Here is a 21,329-nt window from a genome sequence, read left to right on the forward strand (position 1 = left end):
GGGGCCGGCTTCGCTTCTACGGCGGGCGCTGGCTGTACCTCTTCGGCCGGGGCCGGCTTCGCTTCTACGACGGGCGCTGGCTGTACCTCTTCGGCCGGGGCCGGCTTCGCTTCTACGGCGGGCGCTGGCTGTACCTCTTCGGCCGGGGCCGGCTTCGCTTCTACGACGGGCGCCGGCTGCGCTTTCTCATCTGGTGCCTGCTTGGCCTCGTCAGCAGCTTTCTGCTTAGGGTCGCCGGTCGAAGCTGACTGAACTTGGTCCGCAGAATCAGATAGTGTTATACTTTCGTGCACTGGCACCGGATGATTAATACCCATCGCTTCTGCCTCAGCGGCAAAGGTTTGGGGCATTATGGTCTGCGGCATGACACCATAACCCATAACTACCAAACCTAACGCCAGTACAGTGGTCAACCTTTTCAGTTTTCACTCCCCCTTTCCGCAAAAATTTTTTCGGGATGCGGGGCAATAACAAAACCTTAGCATATATCATTATAACTTAGGCAACTAGGCCTTTTCAGCAAGTAACATCTGTATGCTCTAGCATCTAACCTCCAGTCCGGTAAAATATTAACAGAGAACTGCCAAAGGGTCTTTAGATAACTTCAATGATTGAAGGTCCTACAGGAGATTTCAACCCTGCATCGGTAATAACGGAATCAATCAAATCTACATCATTGATCAGATTGACCCCCGTTGGGAATGTGTTCAGGTTACCGGCCACCTGTCCAACACTAATATTTGCTTTAGCCATATATGTCCATGAATCAAAAACGCCTTTACCTTGTGATAAGTTAGCATTATTGCGCAACTGGTTTATTTGATTAAAACCTGTAATAATGGCTACAGCCATAGGTCTTTCCCTCCCTAAAATTAATGAACCTAATTATAGTCTATGCCGGTAAAATTATATTGTGCTTTAGACCCAATCACGAATTTAGTATTTCAGACATAACTTAATAAATAAAAGGCAGGTGATAAACTATGATGGTGGGTTCCCTGCAAATTAATATCAATACATTACGAATAGCTGATGTCGATACCGGTTCTGCTGTAGCAATTGGCAGCAATTATTTTAATGACTGGCGAACCCATAGCAAGGTGAACAGCGGCTTCGGCAGGCTATCCGGAGACTGTAATGCTTTTCATGATCTTATAGCAAGTGTCGAAGACCCAGATTCTGTTGATATGTTCAGCAAAGAGTTTATAGGCGAATCTTACGGACACCCATTATTAGAAAGGAGCCAAAAATGAAGACGGAAATATATATAGGCAACTCTCATTTAACAGTTGCTCAGAATAATGCCGTACTAAATTACGGCGAAAGCAGCCTTCAGGGATGGCGAACACGGTCTAAAACCAATTATTCTTTTGGGCGGGTTAACGGAGACGGCAACTTGATTGGCAGCCGCCTCAATTTACTGAGTGACCCGGATATCTTCGACATGACTGTTAAACCGCTAAATTGTCAGGTGAAAAAGGGGTAATTTGCCTATGAACAGTTTTAATCCTTTTGATGGTCAAAATTTTAATCCCTTTGATGTATTAAAGGAAAGAAATATACCTAGTGTTTCTATGTGGTTTGAACAAATGAAACAATTCCCATGGCTGGAAAAATACATAAACGATATACTGGGACCCAATTTTTGGCGTCAAATTACCGGAGGAAAACAGCAATCTTTTTCCTCCAAAACAGAAGTATTCGAAACTTCCGACGAAGTTATTGTTAAATTACCGATACCGGGTCTCGAAAAAACGACGGATATAAGGGTTAAGTTAAGCGGAGTAACTTTGTGGATTGAAGCAAGTCCACCGGCAAATATTGTTGAACTTGACCATGACAGGATAAAACTGCACAAGGATGCCGAACCTGTCTCGCCGCGGAAAATATCGCACACTGTGAAATTACCGGCACCGGTAAATTATCTTGATGCTAAAGCCATCTATAAATCCGGCACTCTGGAAATTAGATTGCCTAAGGAATTCAATTCGGAAGACACGCATGATATCAGAGTAAATTTTCTGTAACACAGGTAAGAAGGAAAAAGTTCACCCATTTAAAAATTGGTGAACTTTTTCCTGTGCAAAATACTGTCGCTCGCTGGCCAGCTACTGTAATGGTGAAACAAGGCAACGATTGTTTCACCATTACAGTAGTCATCACTGGCCATGGCAACCGGTCATAAATTTTATTGAGCCCTGTAGCTCATTCTCACTTTTGGAATATAATTTTTTTTGACCTCCATTCCCTGCACTTGCTCCGCTTCTTTATTTTCCCCTTGTTTAACTGATTGCTTGTTTTCATGCAGCGCCTTTTTTTGGCTTTCCCCCTCTTGAGATTCCATTTTAATCACTTTGCCGCCGTAATTTAGTCCCACGCTTAGCACTCCGCTCAATTCTTTAACATCAATTGCATCCAGGTTTATTTCGAACTTATCTGTATGCATATGTTCTATTATTACCTTCTCTATGGTCCAGCACTTATTTTCTATGACATTACGTAATTTCTTTTGTTCCTTTTCCAAGTCAGTTAATCTTTCACGTAGTTCGGCCAGGCCATTTGCTTTGGAAAATGCGGGTGAATTGTTTTTATGCGGTTTAAATATGTTGTTTAAGTAATCCCAGAGCAAAAAACAACCCCCCGAATTAATTTTTAACTACCAATATTTTGCCTAAAATAGCAACTTCTTCGGCACATCTTTTATTTCTTTTACATATTATATAGTATGCACTTTTGAGAAGTATGTGCTCATAACCTACCAGAGAAAATAAAAGAGACCCTTGCAGGTCTCTTATGTATTGGAGCTCAAATTATTTTGCAAAAACATGGTTACCGATTTTTTTGGTGATTATACGTGACCAAACCCATTTACTTGTTGCGGTAGAAGGATTCCAGTAATAAAGAGCCCCACCCGTTGGATCCCAACCACTCAAAGCATCCTGAGCCGCTTTATAGGCCGTCTGGTCCGGACGCAAATTGATCTGCCCGTCAGCCACACAACTGAAAGCCAGTGGTTCATAAATAACTCCGGCTATTGAATTGGGGAAGTTTGGGCTTTTTACCCTGTTCAGAATAACTGCAGCTATAGCCACCTGCCCCTCGTAAGGTTCGCCCCTTGCTTCAGCATAAACAACTCTGGCCAGCAGGTCCAGGTCAGAACGTGATGCACTCCTGGATACGGTAACGGTAGGACGGCTGAACCGCTGAGGAATTGTTAAAACTTGTCCCACATATAAGGTATCCTTCCAGTAATTGCTGGCAGACTTAATCGCCTCAACGGTGGTACCAAATCTTTTGGCAATCAGATACAGGGTATCACCTTTCTGCACCACATAGCGGTTACCGGAACTAACTGACGAACTAACAGGTATGTTTAACCTCTGGCCAGGGTAAACGGTATTACTGGTTAAACCGTTACTGGCTTTAAGAGCTGCAGCCGATACGCCGAAGCGTTGCCCTATCAAGTAAAGGGTATCACCCTTCTTTACCGTATATGACACGGCTGCCTCAGCTTTGAATACAAAAAAGCCTCCCAATGTAACCGCCAACAACAATACTGCTAAAGTCAACGCAACAGACCGTTTCATAAAATTTCCTCCTTTCTTAACGCCTCCGGAGTTAGCTGACGGGTTCGGGTGGAAAGGACAACCCTACACATAAGTGAACCTTATGCGATTCACCCCTGGCTGGAATAGCCTTAACTGGTTCCTCCGTACCTAAAATGGATTCGGCTTGACAGGGACAAGTTAATTATACCCTCTTTTGGCAGGGAACAGGATACCTTAAATATTCCCATAATAGCCAACAAATACCTTACAGCCAAAAAATAAAGAATTAGCTATTTAAACTGAGGAAAAGGGTTTCGTCTGAATTTTTGTTCTTCTTTTCATTTTGAAACTTTCTCCGACTAACCACCGTCAGTAAACAGTATAATATCTTTAAAGGCCGGAAACATGCTATAATAAGACTAAAATGATAGTTTTGAAGGAGGAAGTGTATTATGGAATTGGAAGTCAGGCTCTTTGCAGGGTTGCATAGATATGTGGAGGGTACGAAAAGCGGCGAACCTTTTACTGTCCATGCAGGCGAAAACGCTACCATCACTGATCTGCTTAAGCAACTTGGCATACCGGAAAAAGCGGCCTTTGTTACCCTGGTTAACGGAAGCGCTTCGCCCGCCTCAACAGTTTTAAAAGATAGAGACAGGGTGGGCATTTTCCCGCCTGTAGGAGGAGGTTAAAGTACAAAGTAAATCTGTTTTACCGGAACTGCAACGTCAATTAAGTTCCATTTCAACTATTTTATCGCTCTCCAGGCTTTTCTTCACGTCAATAATGCGCTGGTTTCGTGAACCACGAAAAGCCAGGTTCAAGTCTTTTTCCGCCTCAATAAAGGGGCCGTCAATAATGATATCTGAAAGCTCGATTAATTTTTTCACATTTTTGTCGCGTTCCGATAATGCAAGCAATTCTTCCCAAGTGTAACCGGTAAAGGTTAATATATTTAACCCCCGGTCTTTTAATTTACCTGCCAGTGCGGCAAAGCCGGCTGCCTGTAAAAAGGGGTCACCCCCTGAGAATGTTACCCCTTTGACCAAGGGGTTTTTAACTATCGTGGATACTATTTCATCAATATCAACTTCTTTCCCTCCATCGGGATCCAGAGCGTCGGGATTATGGCAACCGGGACATCTTCTCGGACAGCCCTGGGCAAAGACTACCGACCGCAGGCCCGGACCATCGACCACACTTTCCTTTGCCAATCCTGCCAGACGTATTTTCATAACCATTTGTCACCTCTTTGCTTGTTACCATCCATTAAGATATAATAAATATACGTGCAATTATAAATAAAAGGCGGCAAGAAACACGCAAACGGAGGAAAATTATGCTTACAAAATTTGTTTTACCTACGGCAATCATTTTAGGGCTAATAACTTCTTTCTATCAGTTACGCAAAACCAGGGACAGGTCCTTCCTGCCCAGCCTGTTGATTTTTATTGTCCCCTTTGTCGTTGATATATTGTCCGGGGAGCTCGATATGCCGGCAGACAGACGTCTGATACCTGTAAAATTAGCCTTTATTGCCGCCGGGTGGATAGCTTGGACAATCCCTTACCTGAAAAGAAAATAAATCACAAGGGTTTAAACTTTTTCAGAGTCATTGGTGCCAAAAGCCCGATACAAAACTGCCCGGCTTTTTACCGGGTAGTTTTATTTTGTCTTAAAACATTTGTACAGGGAAAAGACCGTTGTACAACGTGCACACTTTTTTTGTACGCCGCATAATATACAACATCAAAAATTAGAAATTGATCAAAACTCAAAGGAGGGATAGTCATGGTAGACGGTTGCGCAGGGTGGAACCCCAGAGCAGCTTTTATCCTTTTCCTCATTTTAATCCTGTTGTTCTATGGTAATTAACCCTGACCCCCAAAAAAGGCTGCACAAAAAGCGCAGCCTTTTCCCTTTCCGTCAGGTCCTATTCCCTTTCCAGTAACCTGTGCGGCACCCTGTCGTATAATTCGGCCCGTTTGGCATCGTTAAACCTATCGACGGTGCTGAGATAACCCGTTATCCGTCTGACCCTTTTTATATCTATCGAACCGCACATGGGGCACTCATCTTTATTAATCACTCCTATATAACTACAGCTCATGCAGAAATCTACGGGGAAATTTATACCGGCATAACCTATATCGCTGTTTTTCATGTGCCTTAAAATATCTTCTACGGCCTCCACGTTGTGAATCGGCGGGGCAGAAAATTCCACATAACTTATATGCCCGGCATTGCAGTATTTATGGTACGGCCCTTCGATACTTATCTTTTGGAAGCAACTGATGTCCTGACCGACAGGTACATGGAATGAGTTAGTGTAGTATTCTTTATCGGTTACTCCCGGAATTATTCCATATTCTTTACGATCCAAGCGAACAAACCTGCCCGACAGGCCTTCAGCCGGAGTAGCCAGCAAAGTATAATTTAAATGGAAGCGTTCTGTCGCCTCGTCCATTTTTTCCCGCATATGGGCAACAATCTGCAACCCCATCTCCTGGGCTTCCGCAGATTCACCATGATTTTTGCCGGTTAGTACTTTTAAAGTCTCAGCCAGGCCAATAAAACCTACGGACAAAGTCCCGTGTTTGATAGCCGGTTCTATTTCGTCACAGGGTTTCAGGTTTTCAGAATCCAGATAAAGGTGTTGTCCCATCAAAAACGGCATGTCTTTAACTTTCAGCCTGGCCTGAACCCGATACCTGTGGTACAACTGATTTATGCATAATTCCAGGATACGGTCCAATTCACGATAGAATTTGTCAATGTTGGTGCCCGATTTAATAGCTATACGGGGCAAGTTAATAGTGGTAAATGAAAGATTACCACGTCCTTCTGTCACCTCGGGACCGTTAACATTGGACATAACCCTGGTACGGCAGCCCATGTAAGAAACCTCACAGCCATAGGGGCTGTTAAAAGAAGAATCCATAAAGCTGAAAGTAGGATTTAAGCGGCGGGAGGCAACCCTTATGGCCAGTTTAAATAAGTCGTAATTGGGATCCCCTTCATTTAAGTTAATTCCTTCTTTAACTCTGAAAATAATATTGGGGAATATCGGGTTTTCTCCCCGGCCCAACCCTTTTTCATAAGCCAAAAGCAGGTTTTTTACCACCTTCCGGGCTTCAGGCGATGTATCAGTACCAATGTTCAAACTGGAAAAAGGAACCTGAGCGCCGGCCCTGGAATGCATGGAATTCAGATTATATATAAAGGCTTCCATAGCCTGGTATACTTCGTCGTCAGAGGCGTCTTTCACAAATTGAGCTATATCGCGGTCAAAAAAGGCAAAAGACTGCCCGCCATGCATATCGTTCTGAGAGCTTTGCAGTATTATGGCAGCTAATGCTGTTGCTGAAGTAGGCCTTTTTGGCGGCCTGATATAGCCATGTCCGTTATTAAATCCTTCGCGCAGCAGCCTTCCGAGAGGAATCTGTATGCATGTAAGCGTTTTACCATAAAAATCCAAGTCATGTATGTGTATATCACCGTTAATATGTGCCTGGGCCTGCTCTTCCGGAATCATCCTGGACAAGTAAAAGTTTTTGCTGGCCGCACTGGCAATTTGCAGCATTTTTGCTGAAGGGGAATTACTAATGTTGGCGTTTTCCCTGTTGGTTTCACGCAATATTTCCTGAACAGCGTCCATCAGTTCCGACCTTGCTTCCCGTATTCTGGTACGGTGAGCTCTATACAAAATATAAGCTTTAGCCGTCTTAGCATGCCCGTTTTCGATCAATATTTTTTCTACAGCATCTTGCACATCTTCTACAGAAAAAAGTTGGCCGTTATATTTTTGCTTTAAATACTTTAATACCTCCAGGGTTAATTCCATTGCAATCTGCCGGTCTTCGCCACCCACAGCCTGAGCTGCTTTAAAAATTGCATCAGTAATTTTCGTTTCATTAAAATCAACTACTCTTCCATCTCGCTTTTTAATAGAAGTAAACATCTACAGGCCCCCTTAAGCTAACCATTAATTCTTTTTCAACAATTTCTCCAGTTCCTGAATAAAATTGTTTACATCTTTAAACTGGCGGTATACCGAGGCAAATCTGACATAAGCTACTTCGTCCAAATTCCGCAGCCGTTCCATTACCATTTCGCCGATTTGCACCGAACCTACCTCCATTTCCATCTTGTTGCGCAACTCTTTCTCGATTTCTTCTACCACTTTTTCCATCTCCGTGAGTGGAATCTGTCTTTTTTCACAGGCTTTGATTATACCGCCGAGAATTTTCCCCCTGTCGAACACCTCCCGCCTACCGTCTTTTTTTACAACAATCAGCGGTATTTCATCCACTTTTTCATAGGTCGTAAATCGACGGTTACATTCGCCACATTCCCGCCTCCTGCGGATGGCATTTCCGTCGTCTGCCGGCCTGGAGTCTAAAACCCTGCTTTCAGAAAAACCACAAAAAGGACACCGCATTTTCCATCCCACCAAATTGTCAGAATAGTGTTTCGCAGGAATATAATGGTCCCGTATAGAATACCAATGTTAATTCCCCAAGAATCATTCACTATACAATATCTTGGGGCATATTTATTATATAACACTATATATGGTATAGTCAAGGAAAAATATGGTGGCAGCATATTAACAAAAAATTTTAAGAGCACGGTAAAATATCTTCCGTGCTCTTTTTAACCAAAAAATTTTTTATACAAATCAGATAAATAATAAAACCTGTCCCGATCCCTCTTTTCCAAAGCATCGTCAATTTCAGCCTGTAATTTCAACCTTTTTTCTTCCTTCATAAATGCTATTCTGTTTAGTTCGCTCTCTAATTTTTTTAGCCTCTCGGAAAACTCAACCTCCGGCTCTTCGGCCAACTGTTCAATACAGGGACAACATATTAATTCCCGGTCAAAGGCAAGTCTGATATATAGTTCTTCCGGCGGGTTGTTAATTAAAACCGCTGTTACTTCAGCCACATTTTCGTAATAAATGCCGTTTATTCGGCATAGGAAAGACACCGTAGGTGCGCCTTCTGCCGAAATAATCAGGGCATTTGGTAAATACCTGACATCATCCACAAAATGACTTATCCGCAGCAACTGTTCTTCATGGAAAAGCAGTTGCAGAATTTGGTATGTATCAGGTCTTTTGAGCTGATTTTTTTCCATAAACCAGGCCAAAAACTTCTTTTTTCTAGCCATAATTTCGTCCATATTACCACCCGATTGGTTTAAGTTTGTTAAAACAATAAATATGAACCTTTATTAGACAAGGACGTAAAAAATCCTTTTAAATTATGGGTGGTAATTAATGGTGTAACATAAAGTCCACCGGCTGCCACTACCGCCAGCGCAGTTTCACCGCCATATAAAAATGCGGTAAACCGCCGGTTCTTCCGTAGTGCGCCGGTGGACTCCCTGGCTGTTAGACTTCAAGTCTGCTTCCAGTTAACTGTTAAGCCCGTTTTAGATTAACTACCAGACATTACCGGTCTTAATTTCTGTCAATCATTTAATCTAATCCCAATTTAGCCCGCTTTTTGAGAATATGGTTTTCAATACCTTTTGCTGCTTCTACCGGATCATCTCCCAATGCAACCTTACCGCCCGTATATCCTTCCAACTGCTCAGTTAGAAGCTTGACTAATTCGGGGCCTCCTGCTACGGGAGGAGTAGGTGACAAATGGGTATAAAGCCCGTAAGCTAAAGCGAACATCCCGTCAATGGTAGCTTTTTGTTCCAAATACTGGGGGGCGGTTACTGCGATAGGTAAATCTGCTGAATCAACCCCAAGGTGATTTGCCAAGGCCGTCGTCAACATGGAAATCCTCCCGGTATCTGTACAGGTACCGAAACTCAGAACCGGCGGAATATTCAGGCTCCGGCATATTTCCTGTAATCCCGGGCCCGCCATATTAATGGCGTCAAGGTTACACAGCCCGGCTACTTCCAGGCCATGATTACCACACCCGCCACTGACAATCATGATGTCTTTTTTAATTAATTCCTTGGCCAAATTTACGGTCATATAATCATGGGGACCAGTAGACAATGTGGTACAGTTGACCAAGGCCACAACACCTTTAATTTTTCCCGCTTTAATGGCGCTGACCAGCGGATCGGGAGTACCTCCGAGGGCCTTTAAAACTGCTTCCGTCGAAAAACCGGAAATAGCCTTGGTTATTTTTTGCGGCACTTTGGGAGTTACTTTACCTTTACGTGCCTTAAAATTGCCAATGGCCAGATCTATCAATTGATTGGCAATATGTGCAGCTTCCGGCGGCTTGTAATCGAAGTTTTTATCTACTCCGGGAATCCTCACCAGGTCATTGACACTGACTAATGTAACACCGTACTTTTCCTCATAAGGTTTCAGGTAAGGTGGTGAACAGTTTTCATCCATGGCAAAAACATCAATGGCGCCCGTTGCCAAAGCAGGCTCGATAGCTAACCAGTTGCCGGTTAAGCCCCGAAAAACCTCATCCATTGGTAGACGCTGTAGCATTTCCTGCCCTGTTTCAATGGAACCGATAACCCGCAGCCCTCTCGCGCCGGCTTCCCTCGCCCGCTGCTGGACCTGCGGGTTTTTGGCAGCCAGGTAGGTGGCCATACCGACCCATGGCTCATGACCGTTAAAGACAATGTTCACGTATGCAGGGTCTAAGATCCCCAAATCAACTTCCACTTCATGGGGCATCGGTGTGCCAAAGAGAATATCCTGAACCATTTCCAGCCCGATCTGTGCTCCGTAAATGGTAGCAATTCCCAAACGTAATGCTTTTCTGGCCATGGACAGGAAATCTCCATCCACATTGGTTAAGCAACTGGCTACAGCATCTTTAATTTCATGTAAGGTACCCGCAGGATAAATGGCCAAATCCTGCCATTTTTTCTGCCTGGGTGGGGGCGCGAAGGCAGCAATAATTTTACTGGGCTCATCATAACCACGGTGTAGTTCATACATCAGGAAGTCTGCCAACCACGAAGCTACCTGTTCGGGACTACCGTTAGTACTTACCCCACATTGTCCGGCAAACCAGAAAAGCTTGTCACGGTCAGTAATTTTAAACGGTGTCTTGCCTTCAACGGTGGACTTTAAAGTTCTGAAAGCTTCATAGGCATGATGGGCGTAGGTTGACGCGCCCATGGCATTTCGGAGCAGCATATCCCGCATGGCCATCGCGTCGGGGGTAATGCCACATACCCCAAGCATAGCCCCTGCTTGGTCGGAAATACGGCAGGGACCGTTAGTACATAGTTGGCAACTGACCCCCGCTGAACAAAAACCACACCTGATCTTCTCCTGAGGGTCAAACCGGTCAAAGGTATTGCTCATGCCGTCTTTATGCAGGCGCTCGTACATTTCCTGAACCGAGTCATGAACACTCACCCGATCACCTGTACGATGCCTAACCATTCGGTTCATAATCATTCCTCCTTAACAGATTTTCTAAAAGAACAAACGTTTCTATCGAAACCTCAAGGAAACTTTTGTTGATATCCGGAAATCATGTTTTGAGGTGATCCAAATTTTACCTCAAAGCATAATTTCCTAGATATTCAGAAAGTAGTGTACCTCCATAACAGCACTTTATACCATTAAAGAGAACTATTTTGGCAAAAATAAAAGGCTTCAGCCTCTCCAGGCAGCAGCCTTTCCATACGTTTGATATATCCTGGCCTTTAATATTCTTCATACCGGGTATCATTAAAATCATTGAGTTCAACCAATATCACATCTAACCCCATTTTTTTTATCTTATGCCATGGAATCACTATATCATCATTTTTACCCAGCAACCCGAGAACCTTATTACCTCCCGGTAAAATAATGGATTTTATCTTGCCCTGGTCCAGATCAAATTCAATATCTCTGATTAGCCCCAATTTTTTGCCGTTGTAAACGTTGATGACTTCCCTCAAGCGCAAATCAGATACCTTCATCACGGCCTTCCACCTCCTCACTCTATTATATGTGAGGGGTTGTCAATATGTTACTATCTATCTTGTCTGTCTTTATTTTGATTGTAAGGTACGGGAATATACTGGACCGACGGTCTCCGTTGCGTCGGCTGAGGGTAAAGTTCCATTAACCGGTAAATTTCAATGGGCAAATCATTGGTCACCCGCAGGCCCATCTCTTTCAATGTATCGTAAGTTATCGGGTAATCATGGGTCCAGCGGCCCTCCGTAAGTATTTTCGCTAATTCCCGTCCTTTTTCTTCTCCCAGGTTGTCTTTTAATAAACCGTACACAAAATCCTCTACCTGCTTTAATGCCTTTTTGGCCACATCGGCCAGGATAATGGTTTTGTCGTCAATTTCATTTCTTTCTTTTTCTTCCAACACTTTCACGATTGATGCCGCCGGGTATTCTCCAATCTGGGGGTCAACAGGGCCAAGGACAGCATTTTCATCCATCACAATTTCATCGGCCGCCAAAGCAATTAACGTTCCCCCAGACATGGCATAGTGGGGAATATATACAGTAACTTTAGCCCGGTGTTTTTCCAGAGCATGCGCTATCTGCTCCGATGCCAGTACCAAACCTCCGGGGGTGTGCAAAACCAGGCTGATGGGCATATCCTGCGGAGTAAGTCGGATAGCTCTCAAAACCTGTTCTGAATCTTCTATGTTTATAAAACGGCCAAATAATATTCCCAGCAAATTAAAAGACTCCTGCCGGTGAATAAGTGTTATTAACCTGCACCCCTGTTTCCTTTCTATTTCATGGATGAGATTGTACCTGGCTCTGGTAATCTTCTGTTGATTAATAATCGGGACAAGTGACATAACTATAAATATTGCCCAGAATAAATCAAAAAACGACATCTCTGTTACTCCTTCAATCTCACGTATTAATTAAGACCCTGCAGAACAGAGTCTTAATTAAGGCAACCTACAATGGCATGTTTTTACTCAATTAGTAGTTTTTAGCAGTTATACTGCTTTTGCCAAATTCATTGCGCAAAATCTCAAGAATTTTGAACTTTACCCTTACTTCAGTCTCAAATTCCTGTTTATCTTTATTCTTTTCTGTATTGGTAATGTTATCCCCTTTATGGCCGGGTATTTCTCCCGGCAAGGTCTCTGCAGGCATTTCCTTTGAACCGCTGATAAAACAAAGGGGAGGAAATAATACACACCACCAGTTGGCTCCCGCACCTTCGCCTAAAACTATCCGTACAGCCTGGTATTCACCGGCCGGCAGGGTAATACTGCCGTAGGTTTTGGCGGGAAAAGTAAATTTACCCAGTAATGCCTTCACTTTGTATTGGGCTCCCCAACGATAAACCTCCTGTTGGGCAATTTCCTGCATTTCGTCGAGGTATTGGGCAGAAATTTTTCGGGCTTCAGCCGCGTTTTTCGCCTGTTCAAACTTGGGTGTCATATAGTTGACAATTACATCCCTGACCCTGCGCTTTAAGGCCTGATCCCTGACACTGTCGCTATTGGCAATAACATGAAAACGAATCAGGTTATTCTGGTTATAGGCCTGCACGTAAAGCTCGCCCGCATCGTTAAACCCACCGGCTGCAGCAATACCTAAAAAGAAACCGCCCATCAGTACGCCGAAAGCTGCCACAGCCAGGGCTTTCCGCGGGGTCCAACCGGCCGCATACCCTTTGGTACAGTCCAACAATGTTCTCTTTGCAGCCTTATTACATTCTTGTGTTTTTATACTCCGCATTTTGATGTCTACCTCCTTAACAATGGCCAGTGACCAAATTCCGTTGCTCCGAGGGCAACTACATATATTTTCTCATGTGTTTTAGGGCCGCTTTTTCCAAGCGGGATACCTGCGCCTGGGAAATTCCTATTTCTTCGGCAACTTCCATTTGGGTCTTTCCTTCAAAAAACCTCAGGGTCAAAATCAGTTTTTCCCGTTCATTCAGTTTCCTCATGGCTTCCCTTACCGAAATGCCTTCCAGCCAATTACCGTCGAGGTTTTTCTCATCGCCGATCTGGTCCATCACATAGATGGGGTCACCACCGTCGTGATAAATGGGTTCAAATAATGAAATGGGTTCCTGAATAGCATCTAACGCAAAAACTACTTCTTCCCGCGGCATTTTCAGTTCACTGGCTATCTCGTTAATGGAAGGTTCACGAGAATACTTATTAACCAAAGCGTCTCTAACCTGCAAAGCCTTGTAAGCTACATCTCTGAGGGAACGGCTTACCCTGATCGGATTATTGTCTCTTAAATACCGCCGGATTTCTCCAATAATCATAGGCACTGCATAGGTTGAAAACTTCACATTCTGGCTTAAGTCGAAATTATCAATGGCTTTCATCAAGCCAATGCACCCTACCTGAAAAAGATCGTCAACATATTCTCCTCTGTTTGTAAACCGTTGAATCACACTGAGTACCAGTCGCAAGTTGCCATTTATTAATTTAGTCCGAGCTGATTTATCCCCGGCTTGCATCTGTTCGAAAATCTTGCGCATTTCACTACTGGACAAAACCGGAAGCTTTGAAGTATTTACACCGCATATTTCTACTTTGTTTATCATCATGTCTGTGCCGTCTCCCTTCCAGGTTTGCAGTATTCGGTTTTTACTAGGATTATTGCCAAAAGAAAATGGGTTTATACATTTAATTGCCGCTGCGCCGGTGGATCAACCGTTGCTTCGAGGCTCCGGGCAGAGACAGTGTAAACTCCGATCGGTTGAAATCACTGAACCCGGCCAAAAGGTTGGTTTGCACGGCAAACCTCTTAAAAAAATATCAGGGCTTCCGTAAAGGAAGCCCTATTTGCCCGTGTCCTATTATGTAACTTTATCTTCAATCTGAGGGGCTGTCTAAAGGCAGCCCCTTAAGGAGCGACTGCGCCCGCAAAACCGCAACCGGGCAGGTAGAGAGTTCCCGCATATCCGAAGATGGCGAAGGCCGCCGGGAAGTCCGGCGCTCAACGTATGTTGAGTGTCCGGACGGGAGGCGGCCTGACCTGTAAGAAATTCAGTATGAGCCATCGAGTTCGGGAACGCTGCCTGCCCGGCCAGGTTTTGCAGCACAAAGCTCCGTGGTAGCCGGGACACCCCACCCACCCTTCCAGTATTACACCCTTCCAGTATTACACCCTTCCAGTATTAGATGATGATGCTGCTGTACGGTGCCGCTGTGGAGGCAAAACAACCGTTGCCTTACTCCATTTTATGTATCTCTTTGCGCAGTCTTTTCAAAATACGCTTTTCCAATCTGGATATGTACGACTGGGAAATGCCCAGCATATCGGCAACTTCTTTTTGCGTCTTTTCGGTCCCGTCAATTAAGCCAAATCTTAATTCCATTATCCTGCGCTCACGCCCGTTAAGTTTCTGCAATGCCAGAGCCAGCAACTTACGGTCAACCTCTTCTTCTATAAATTTATAAATAATATCGCTTTCCGTACCCATAACATCAGACAACAAAAGCTCATTTCCGTCCCAGTCAATGTTGATGGGTTCATCAAAGGAGACCTCAGCCCTGGTTTTATTGTTTCTGCGCAGGTACATGAGTATTTCGTTTTCTATGCAGCGGGAAGCATAAGTGGCCAGTTTTATCTTTTTGGCCGGGTCAAAAGTATTTACAGCTTTAATTAATCCGATTGTACCGATAGAAACCAGGTCCTCAATACCAACCCCGGTGTTTTCAAACTTCCTGGCAATATAAACAACTAGCCGCAAGTTCCGTTCAATCAGAACACTTCTTACTGCCGCATCGCCGGTGGCCAGCTTGGATATAAGATAGTTTTCTTCGGCATTAGATAAAGGTGGCGGCAAAGCTTCGCTGCTTCCCACATAATGAACTTCTGCCCGCAGCCCAAGCCTCAGCAGGAGCTTGATCAGCATCAGCCGCAAGTTCCATTTTACTCGCAATAACCGATTACCCATCAGCTTTCCTCCTAACTAAGCTGAAATTTCCTCCAAAATATCCGGATGCAACAAAGCTTTGTATTTCCCGTCCGGACTTAACGTCTTGTTATAGATTCCCACAATTACGTTTTTCCGGGTATAGATCTGTTCCCCCTTTCTGACTTCTATTTGGTCCGGTCTGAAACCGACCAGCATTCCGTTGCTTCGCCCCAATGAAGTAAAAGGAATAACCCGAAACCTGGCCGACCAGAATTGGTCTGTTATGCCTCCGGCAATTTTGGCCAAATCCGGTTCTTCCGCTTCAAAGTAATCGCGCATTTCGGCCGGTAAATATTCACTTATGGCCGCATACTCCACTACCAGGACGGGCGTCAGAGAAATAGGGTCCTGCAGTTGATTACCCGTATCCAGTAAAGCCTCGACTTCAATCTGCCGGTTGCCAAAAAGCACCTTCACCGGTACCTTTAACACTCCATGCAACCCATTTTTTTTAAAGAAAGGGAGACCCCATTTTATTAGCATACCCGCCACAATGGAAGTAAAAATAATACTAATACCAAATTTAGACTGAATTAAAGACGCAAGACCGGTGAATAACTGGGCGCTCAAACCCGAAGAATTGAGCAAAAATATAATACCAAAAAATATGCCCCCAATACTGAAGGACACCAGGAAGAAATATAGCATTCCGAAAATAAAATCTTTTGCCGTTAGTGGGAAAAAGACGGTAAGAAACATAATTGTGCCAAAAACCATTTTTATGCCAAAGGAATACAGAAAAGCCAAATTGGGATAAGCCGCGGCTGCTGAATACAGGGCTCCAATGGCAGCGCCCGTAACTAATCTGAGTTTCCCAGCCCTCAAACGGGCTATCCTGTTGGTACCCCACAGAATTATCAGATTCATAATAAAACTTATGGCAAAAACTAAATCAGGATATACATAGATAACAGTTTTGGAGGACATGGCAAAGCACCTCCGCAACAAACCCGGTTATCATATTAGCAGTATATGCCAGGAATAAGCCCTATATGACAAGTTATATGCCCATTATACTACGACTTACCCGGCAAAATCTGTCACATAGGCTGCACCCACAAAAAAAACCTCCGTCAATTTACGTCCGAAATTGACAAAGGTTTGATTTCAGTCCATAATTTGGGACAATTAGCTAAAAAATAAAATTTTTAAAATGTAGGTAAGTAAGTATGGCAAATAATAACGCTGTTAACAAAGAGGCAATAATAAATAACCTTTTGAACCCCCCGGAAGGTTTAAAAAGGTAAAAAAACATTCCGGATGCTTGTTCCAGCTCCTCCTGCCGGACCTGCAAAGCTTCCAACCGGGCAGCACATTCGGGGCAAACCTGTAAATGCTCGTCGATAATTTCTTTTGTATCGGGAGTAAGCTTATTGTCCACGTAATCGAATAACAGATACCGACATTCTTTACAGTTCACCCCTACATCCCTCCCACAAAAACCCCAACCATTCTCTTGCTTGTGACAACCGACCGAAAAGTTTTCCATACCGTTGGCAGGTAAATTGAGCAAAGCTTTTCATGCATTCTGTCGCAAAATAATCCTATCATAAACTCTTTATGCGGGTTAGATAATTTCCATGCATAATTTATTCAAAAATACCCTCTACATAACGTAGAGGGTATGGTACCTCAATTATTTTCTCCGTAAAAAAGCGGGAATATCTAATTCATCTACAGCCGTAAAAGGTTTAATATCTATACCGGCAGTATCGCTGGAAATGCCCCGGCGGGGGTTCCTGTTATCGAAACCTGTGGCAATTACTGTGACCCTAACTTCATCCTGCATATTGTCGTCTATTACCGCACCAAAAATTATGTTGGCTTCCGGGTCAGCAGCTTTGGCAATGATTTCGGCTGCCTCATTTACTTCAAAAAGCCCCAAACTGGTTCCGCCGGTAATGTTAAGCAATACGCCGCGTGCTCCTTCGATGGAAGTTTCCAGGAGCGGGCTGGATATAGCCAGTTTCGCAGCTTCCGCAGCCCTGTTTTCCCCGGAGGCAATGCCTATTCCCATAAGCGCTGAACCTGTGTCAGTCATAATTGTCTTTACATCGGCAAAATCCAGGTTTATCAACCCGGGTACGGCAATGAGGTCCGATATGCCCTGTACACCCTGCCTTAGCACATCATCGGCGATACGAAACGCTTCAACAATGGAAGTATGTTTGTCAATCACCTGTAATAACCTGTCGTTGGGTATCGTAATAAGGGTATCGACTTTTTCTTTCAGGTTGTTTATCCCCGCTTCAGCCTGTGTAAGACGTTTCCGCCCCTCAAAAGTAAAAGGCTTGGTCACTACACCTACAGTCAATGCCCCTACTTCCTTGGCTACCTCCGCTACAATAGGCGCAGCGCCTGTTCCGGTTCCACCGCCCATACCGGCAGTAACAAACACCATATCGGCGCCCTTCAGGGCTTGTACAAGTTCTTCCCTGTTCTCTTCTGCCGCTTTCTGCCCAATTTCAGGATTTGCGCCGGCCCCTAATCCCTTGGTAAGTTTAGCTCCTATCTGAATTTTTTGCGGCGCCTGGGACAGGTACAAAGCCTGGGCATCGGTGTTTACGGTTATAAATTCAACTCCTTTCAGGCCAGCTGATATCATCCGGTTAACAGCATTATTTCCTCCGCCACCTACCCCAATAACTTTTATGTTGGCGAACTGGTCCAATTCCATATCAAATTCGAGCATGCTCCGAAAGACCTCCTTTAAAACTTTGAAATGCTCATGATGCAGTTATTTTCCGGAAAACCTTCATACGAACTTTTTAAAAATCCGGATAATTCTCGCAAGGAACCCCATTGATTCATCTTTAACACTGGCCGTCTGTTGCAAACCTGCAACATTTTGGGAGTGACACAAAACCAAGCCAAGGGAACAACTGTAACGGGGGTCGCCCAAGTAAATTCCGTCATTGTGGCCCAGACACACAGGTACTTTTAGATATTCATGGGCTCTTTCCAAAAAACCCGGAACTTTGGTAACACCACCGGTAAAAATCAAACCTTTTCGCACCCTGTCATTGTATCCCGACTGCAGAATTGCCTGTTTAATTAAATCAAATATTTCAGTAATGCGGGAGTCAATTATTTCAGTAACAAACTGCCTGTTAATTTTCTTTGGTCCGTCACCTTTCAGTCCCGGAATGGTGAAAACTTCATGAAAATCATCCCGGTTTAAAGAACCGAACTGCAATTTAATTTTCTCAGCCAATTCCTTGGGTACCTGTAACCCAAAAGATATGTCCGATGTTATGTAATCTCCTCCAATGGGTAAGCTTGTCAACCAGCATAATCCCCGCTCGTCGAAAATACCAATTTCCGTTAAGCCGGCACCAACATCCACTAAAGCGACACCGGCGTCTTCCGGTGATAAAGCTGACCCGGCCGTAGCAACAATACCGGCGTTTACGGAATCAACCTTCAGTCCAAGCCTATTAGCCAGATCCAGCCTTTCTTGCAGCAAATCAGGCGGCGCCAATATGAGCATCGTTTCCACTTCCAGTAGGCGCCCTCTCAACCCAACCGGGTTAGGGGTATAGTTCCCATCAACAAAAAAACTCCGGGGTACTGTACAGATTGTTTCTTTTCCCGTTGGAACGATATTTTGGCGAGCCAATTCCAGAACACGTACCACGTCCCACTCGGTTACCCGGTGACTGGATCTACTTATCAACAAAGAACCCGTACTTAATATACCCTGCACTTCCGGACCGGAAACGTTAACAATTATGTCCCGTATTTCGGTCCTTCCCGCCTCTTCAGCGAGACGAATTGCATTTTCCAGGGACTTTACCGCCCTGTCTATATCTATAATACGGCCTTTTTGCACCCCTTGGCTGGGGTACTCAGCCATGGCTTTAATCACAAAGTTATCTGTACTGTCGGCAACAGTTATCTTTATCCCGGAAGTCCCAATGTCAATTCCGACCAGCACATTTGGCAGGGACAACCTTCCACCTCCGTATGGGAAATTATTTACATATGGGAAATTACTTAACATATAGGAAATTACTTAACATGTGGGAATTTACTTAAAAGGAAAATTCCACATAGAAATCAAATTCCCTCTTTTTACTGGTGAATTTTTTTATTTTTTCAATATATGGCGTCTTATTATGGCCAAATTTTGGAAAAGTCTGACGCCGAAGGCAAAAATGGCAGCCGTGTATAACGCCACCCCCAGCCTTTCGCCAATATAGGCCAAACCCGCCGCCAGTAATGTATTGCTAAAAAATCCCGTAATAAAAACAACATCGTCAAACTTTTTTTCCAAACCGGCCCGCGCCCCGCCAAAAACCGAGTCAAGAGCCGCCAGCACAGCTACGGACATATATTGCACATAGGCCTGGGGCATGCTGATAGGAACAATAAGCCCGATAATCAGCCCCAAAGCCAATCCCAAAACAGGTAGCCACACAATTAATCACCCTCTTTTACCGATTTGGAATACTGAAATACCACAGGTCCGTCGTAAGCAGGTATTTCTACTTTTTGTTTTTGTTGCACATCCGCCTGTAAGCCCCAAAACCTCAGGGTCTCCAGGATACCTCCCTTTATTTCCAGGGAGCTTTGCAGAGCCTTAGGGTCACCGGTAGCCAAGATTGTAATCGGGGGTACAATCTTTTTCGTATTTACCAAAATAGTAGTACCTGCACACCTGATCTCCGAATTGGCAAGCAACCTTTGGCCATTAATCGAAATAGCTTCAGCTCCGCCGGCTCTTAACTCATTCACTACTTTCAGCAAATCTTCTTCATGTAAAATATATAAATTCGGGTCTTCGCCCGGTTCCAGTTTTTTCGGGCTATCATTTAGAACTACTTCCACACCGGGCCCTTCTACCGGGGTAAGACCGGCCACCATGCGGGCCTTATCCAGTTCGTCGCTGATGGCTTTGCCGGCCCCGCCCTTCCGGCCCGTTTGTTCCAATTTTTTTCTTAAATCCGATACCTCGATAAGCAGGCTATCTCTTTCCTCCGTAACATCTTTGAGCCGGGCTGTTAATTCCTGTGCCCTGCTGATAGGTGCGTTCTGTTGGATATCTTTGGTAGTACGAAACTGTACGGCCAGCATCATGCCTAAAACGAGGAGCACAATGGCCACATACAGTTGACCTCTTTTCATTGGTGCATCCCTTACCTTTCTCTGCTATTAAAATTACTACGGCTTGGAGTAAAATTTTACAACAGGTTTGTTATGATAACTCAGATCAATATACTGAATTTTTTGTTGAAATTTTTGGCTTGCTACCTGCCTGTAGATTTCCAGTTTTTCTGTCGCGTTTTCCGTATTTCCCAAACGTACCTCTACCCCATCAATGGTATACATAATTATGTTTTCCGGATCAGCACAGTTAATTTCAGAAACAATGGTGGAAATTTCAGGGGGCATAATGGCCAAATAATCAAGCGCACTCCTTAGCCCCTCCGACTTTATTTTTTGGCCGGTCTTAATTTTACCAAACCGGACTCCGGTAATTATCGGCAAATTTATTTTTTCTATGCTGTCTACAGGGTATAAAAATACCCCCTCACTATCGATTACATAAAATCCGCCGTCTTTGGGCAGTAAGCCTTGTCCAACCCGTTCCTCCAGGTCTATTTTAATTTTCCCCGGCAGCAAACGCTTGACCGTTACCTTTTTCACCAAAGGATGCAGCAAAATTCTCTTTTCGATTTCGTCTATTTTTAACTTGAAAGTATTGGTTCCCAATGTAATGCCTGAAAGATTGACAATCTCCTGGGTTTTAAGTTGCTTGTTCCCGTCTACGATAATCCGGGAAACAGAAAAAAAAGAAGAGTTTAAAAGAGCATAAATTCCACAAATTAAAAGTAAAATAAAAAAAAGTCCCTGCAAAGGCAAACTTTGTCTGGTATGTCGAGGCCTTCCCGAACGTATGTTAGGCACCT

The 21,329-nt window shown here is 44.1% G+C and carries 26 protein-coding genes and 1 riboswitch; of the genes, 6 read left to right on the top strand and 20 right to left on the bottom strand.

Annotation, left to right across the window (positions count from 1 at the left end; all coding sequences use genetic code 11):
• Window positions 1–248, top strand: a 248-nt coding sequence (locus tag ACSNJE_RS11490; protein WP_495252706.1) for a hypothetical protein, incomplete at its 5' end; no start/stop codon positions are given.
• A gap of 346 nt (window positions 249–594) precedes the next feature.
• On the opposite strand, the gene ACSNJE_RS11495 is transcribed toward ACSNJE_RS11490, so the two are convergent.
• A complete protein-coding gene (locus ACSNJE_RS11495) occupies window positions 595–852 on the bottom strand; it encodes a hypothetical protein (RefSeq protein WP_052216836.1) in 258 nt (85 codons plus the stop codon).
• A gap of 131 nt (window positions 853–983) precedes the next feature.
• Between ACSNJE_RS11495 and ACSNJE_RS11500 the strand changes: the two genes are divergently transcribed.
• The 3 genes from ACSNJE_RS11500 to ACSNJE_RS11510 are packed head-to-tail and all read left to right on the top strand — an operon-like array spanning window position 984 to window position 2,027.
• Window positions 984–1,253 (top strand): hypothetical protein, encoded by a 270-nt coding sequence (locus ACSNJE_RS11500; protein ID WP_052216837.1) that lies wholly within the window; start codon window positions 984–986, stop codon window positions 1,251–1,253.
• Complete coding sequence (locus ACSNJE_RS11505) at window positions 1,250–1,486, top strand: hypothetical protein (protein WP_013120980.1); 237 nt, start codon at window positions 1,250–1,252, stop codon at window positions 1,484–1,486. Before ACSNJE_RS11500 ends, ACSNJE_RS11505 begins: the two co-directional genes overlap by 4 nt.
• Window positions 1,487–1,493: 7 nt before the next feature.
• Complete coding sequence (locus ACSNJE_RS11510; protein ID WP_052216838.1) at window positions 1,494–2,027, top strand: Hsp20/alpha crystallin family protein; 534 nt, start codon at window positions 1,494–1,496, stop codon at window positions 2,025–2,027.
• Between the two features lie 161 nt (window positions 2,028–2,188).
• Here the strand turns inward: ACSNJE_RS11510 and ACSNJE_RS11515 are convergent, their stop codons facing one another.
• The gene (locus ACSNJE_RS11515; protein WP_474774319.1) at window positions 2,189–2,629 is read right to left on the bottom strand and encodes a hypothetical protein; all 441 of its coding nucleotides are present in this window, start codon (window positions 2,627–2,629) and stop codon (window positions 2,189–2,191) included.
• A gap of 181 nt (window positions 2,630–2,810) precedes the next feature.
• The gene (locus ACSNJE_RS11520) at window positions 2,811–3,587 is read right to left on the bottom strand and encodes a cell wall hydrolase (RefSeq protein ID WP_474659178.1); all 777 of its coding nucleotides are present in this window, start codon (window positions 3,585–3,587) and stop codon (window positions 2,811–2,813) included.
• A 6-nt stretch (window positions 3,588–3,593) separates the two neighbouring features.
• A riboswitch (cyclic di-AMP (ydaO/yuaA leader) is annotated at window positions 3,594–3,743 on the bottom strand.
• A 257-nt stretch (window positions 3,744–4,000) separates the two neighbouring features.
• On the opposite strand from ACSNJE_RS11520, the gene ACSNJE_RS11525 reads away from it, so the two are divergent.
• Window positions 4,001–4,240: a MoaD/ThiS family protein gene (locus ACSNJE_RS11525; protein ID WP_052216840.1), complete on the top strand. Its 240-nt coding sequence runs from the start codon at window positions 4,001–4,003 to the stop codon at window positions 4,238–4,240.
• A gap of 36 nt (window positions 4,241–4,276) precedes the next feature.
• On the opposite strand, the gene nrdG is transcribed toward ACSNJE_RS11525, so the two are convergent.
• Window positions 4,277–4,789, bottom strand: coding sequence for an anaerobic ribonucleoside-triphosphate reductase activating protein (gene nrdG, locus ACSNJE_RS11530; RefSeq protein ID WP_474774318.1), 513 nt, complete (start codon window positions 4,787–4,789; stop codon window positions 4,277–4,279).
• A 98-nt stretch (window positions 4,790–4,887) separates the two neighbouring features.
• Between nrdG and ACSNJE_RS11535 the strand changes: the two genes are divergently transcribed.
• Complete coding sequence (locus ACSNJE_RS11535) at window positions 4,888–5,133, top strand: hypothetical protein (protein WP_052216841.1); 246 nt, start codon at window positions 4,888–4,890, stop codon at window positions 5,131–5,133.
• A gap of 348 nt (window positions 5,134–5,481) precedes the next feature.
• Here ACSNJE_RS11535 and ACSNJE_RS11540 read toward each other — a convergent pair whose 3' ends face one another.
• The 16 genes from ACSNJE_RS11540 to ACSNJE_RS11615 all read right to left on the bottom strand — a co-directional run bounded on the left by ACSNJE_RS11540 (window position 5,482) and on the right by ACSNJE_RS11615 (window position 21,327).
• Window positions 5,482–7,509 carry an anaerobic ribonucleoside triphosphate reductase gene (locus ACSNJE_RS11540; protein WP_052216842.1) on the bottom strand — a complete coding sequence of 676 codons (2,028 nt, stop codon included), beginning with the start codon at window positions 7,507–7,509 and terminating at the stop codon, window positions 5,482–5,484.
• Between the two features lie 24 nt (window positions 7,510–7,533).
• A complete protein-coding gene (gene nrdR / locus ACSNJE_RS11545; protein WP_013120988.1) occupies window positions 7,534–7,989 on the bottom strand; it encodes a transcriptional regulator NrdR in 456 nt (151 codons plus the stop codon).
• Window positions 7,990–8,204: 215 nt separating this feature from the next.
• Window positions 8,205–8,732 (bottom strand): YpiB family protein, encoded by a 528-nt coding sequence (locus tag ACSNJE_RS11550; RefSeq protein WP_495252707.1) that lies wholly within the window; start codon window positions 8,730–8,732, stop codon window positions 8,205–8,207.
• 298 nt (window positions 8,733–9,030) lie between these two features.
• Entirely contained in the window at window positions 9,031–10,944 is a 1,914-nt protein-coding gene (gene cooS, locus ACSNJE_RS11555; RefSeq protein WP_495252708.1) for an anaerobic carbon-monoxide dehydrogenase catalytic subunit, read from the bottom strand.
• A 257-nt stretch (window positions 10,945–11,201) separates the two neighbouring features.
• Complete coding sequence (locus ACSNJE_RS11560; RefSeq protein WP_083436747.1) at window positions 11,202–11,462, bottom strand: YlmC/YmxH family sporulation protein; 261 nt, start codon at window positions 11,460–11,462, stop codon at window positions 11,202–11,204.
• Between the two features lie 53 nt (window positions 11,463–11,515).
• The gene (locus ACSNJE_RS11565; protein ID WP_474774314.1) at window positions 11,516–12,349 is read right to left on the bottom strand and encodes an SDH family Clp fold serine proteinase; all 834 of its coding nucleotides are present in this window, start codon (window positions 12,347–12,349) and stop codon (window positions 11,516–11,518) included.
• A gap of 91 nt (window positions 12,350–12,440) precedes the next feature.
• Entirely contained in the window at window positions 12,441–13,208 is a 768-nt protein-coding gene (gene spoIIR / locus ACSNJE_RS11570; protein ID WP_474774313.1) for a stage II sporulation protein R, read from the bottom strand.
• A 58-nt stretch (window positions 13,209–13,266) separates the two neighbouring features.
• A complete protein-coding gene (gene sigG, locus ACSNJE_RS11575; protein ID WP_013120994.1) occupies window positions 13,267–14,040 on the bottom strand; it encodes an RNA polymerase sporulation sigma factor SigG in 774 nt (257 codons plus the stop codon).
• Between the two features lie 627 nt (window positions 14,041–14,667).
• Window positions 14,668–15,396, bottom strand: a complete 729-nt coding sequence (gene sigE, locus ACSNJE_RS11580; RefSeq protein WP_052216846.1) for an RNA polymerase sporulation sigma factor SigE — start codon at window positions 15,394–15,396, stop codon at window positions 14,668–14,670.
• Between the two features lie 15 nt (window positions 15,397–15,411).
• On the bottom strand, window positions 15,412–16,344 hold the full coding sequence (locus ACSNJE_RS11585; protein WP_495252709.1) for a sigma-E processing peptidase SpoIIGA: 933 nt from the start codon (window positions 16,342–16,344) through the stop codon (window positions 15,412–15,414).
• Window positions 16,345–16,549: 205 nt separating this feature from the next.
• Entirely contained in the window at window positions 16,550–16,837 is a 288-nt protein-coding gene (locus tag ACSNJE_RS11590; RefSeq protein ID WP_495252710.1) for an anti-sigma factor family protein, read from the bottom strand.
• 216 nt (window positions 16,838–17,053) lie between these two features.
• The gene (gene ftsZ / locus ACSNJE_RS11595; RefSeq protein WP_013120998.1) at window positions 17,054–18,109 is read right to left on the bottom strand and encodes a cell division protein FtsZ; all 1,056 of its coding nucleotides are present in this window, start codon (window positions 18,107–18,109) and stop codon (window positions 17,054–17,056) included.
• Between the two features lie 63 nt (window positions 18,110–18,172).
• The gene (ftsA, locus tag ACSNJE_RS11600; RefSeq protein WP_495252711.1) at window positions 18,173–19,369 is read right to left on the bottom strand and encodes a cell division protein FtsA; all 1,197 of its coding nucleotides are present in this window, start codon (window positions 19,367–19,369) and stop codon (window positions 18,173–18,175) included.
• A 138-nt stretch (window positions 19,370–19,507) separates the two neighbouring features.
• Window positions 19,508–19,837: a small basic family protein gene (locus ACSNJE_RS11605; protein ID WP_013121000.1), complete on the bottom strand. Its 330-nt coding sequence runs from the start codon at window positions 19,835–19,837 to the stop codon at window positions 19,508–19,510.
• 2 nt (window positions 19,838–19,839) lie between these two features.
• Window positions 19,840–20,544, bottom strand: coding sequence for a DUF881 domain-containing protein (locus ACSNJE_RS11610; RefSeq protein WP_052216851.1), 705 nt, complete (start codon window positions 20,542–20,544; stop codon window positions 19,840–19,842).
• A gap of 36 nt (window positions 20,545–20,580) precedes the next feature.
• Window positions 20,581–21,327 (bottom strand): cell division protein FtsQ/DivIB, encoded by a 747-nt coding sequence (locus ACSNJE_RS11615; protein ID WP_160315516.1) that lies wholly within the window; start codon window positions 21,325–21,327, stop codon window positions 20,581–20,583.
• Between the last annotated feature and the right edge of the window lie 2 nt (window positions 21,328–21,329).

The organism is Thermincola sp. GK-1, assembly GCF_059412445.1.

Bases quoted from the DNA above. Each gene is read 5' to 3' on its own strand.
- ACSNJE_RS11495 (WP_052216836.1), bottom strand. From the start codon at position 852: ATGGCTGTAGCCATTATTACAGGTTTTAATCAAATAAACCAGTTGCGC.
- ACSNJE_RS11500 (WP_052216837.1), top strand. From the start codon at position 984: ATGATGGTGGGTTCCCTGCAAATTAATATCAATACATTACGAATAGCT.
- ACSNJE_RS11505 (WP_013120980.1), top strand. From the start codon at position 1,250: ATGAAGACGGAAATATATATAGGCAACTCTCATTTAACAGTTGCTCAG.
- ACSNJE_RS11510 (WP_052216838.1), top strand. From the start codon at position 1,494: ATGAACAGTTTTAATCCTTTTGATGGTCAAAATTTTAATCCCTTTGAT.
- ACSNJE_RS11520 (WP_474659178.1), bottom strand. From the start codon at position 3,587: ATGAAACGGTCTGTTGCGTTGACTTTAGCAGTATTGTTGTTGGCGGTT.
- ACSNJE_RS11525 (WP_052216840.1), top strand. From the start codon at position 4,001: ATGGAATTGGAAGTCAGGCTCTTTGCAGGGTTGCATAGATATGTGGAG.
- nrdG (WP_474774318.1), bottom strand. From the start codon at position 4,789: ATGGTTATGAAAATACGTCTGGCAGGATTGGCAAAGGAAAGTGTGGTC.
- ACSNJE_RS11535 (WP_052216841.1), top strand. From the start codon at position 4,888: ATGCTTACAAAATTTGTTTTACCTACGGCAATCATTTTAGGGCTAATA.
- ACSNJE_RS11540 (WP_052216842.1), bottom strand. From the start codon at position 7,509: ATGTTTACTTCTATTAAAAAGCGAGATGGAAGAGTAGTTGATTTTAAT.
- nrdR (WP_013120988.1), bottom strand. From the start codon at position 7,989: ATGCGGTGTCCTTTTTGTGGTTTTTCTGAAAGCAGGGTTTTAGACTCC.
- ACSNJE_RS11550 (WP_495252707.1), bottom strand. From the start codon at position 8,732: ATGGACGAAATTATGGCTAGAAAAAAGAAGTTTTTGGCCTGGTTTATG.
- cooS (WP_495252708.1), bottom strand. From the start codon at position 10,944: ATGAACCGAATGGTTAGGCATCGTACAGGTGATCGGGTGAGTGTTCAT.
- ACSNJE_RS11560 (WP_083436747.1), bottom strand. From the start codon at position 11,462: ATGAAGGTATCTGATTTGCGCTTGAGGGAAGTCATCAACGTTTACAAC.
- ACSNJE_RS11565 (WP_474774314.1), bottom strand. From the start codon at position 12,349: ATGTCGTTTTTTGATTTATTCTGGGCAATATTTATAGTTATGTCACTT.
- spoIIR (WP_474774313.1), bottom strand. From the start codon at position 13,208: ATGCGGAGTATAAAAACACAAGAATGTAATAAGGCTGCAAAGAGAACA.
- sigG (WP_013120994.1), bottom strand. From the start codon at position 14,040: ATGATGATAAACAAAGTAGAAATATGCGGTGTAAATACTTCAAAGCTT.
- sigE (WP_052216846.1), bottom strand. From the start codon at position 15,396: ATGGGTAATCGGTTATTGCGAGTAAAATGGAACTTGCGGCTGATGCTG.
- ACSNJE_RS11585 (WP_495252709.1), bottom strand. From the start codon at position 16,344: ATGTCCTCCAAAACTGTTATCTATGTATATCCTGATTTAGTTTTTGCC.
- ftsZ (WP_013120998.1), bottom strand. From the start codon at position 18,109: ATGCTCGAATTTGATATGGAATTGGACCAGTTCGCCAACATAAAAGTT.
- ACSNJE_RS11610 (WP_052216851.1), bottom strand. From the start codon at position 20,544: ATGAAAAGAGGTCAACTGTATGTGGCCATTGTGCTCCTCGTTTTAGGC.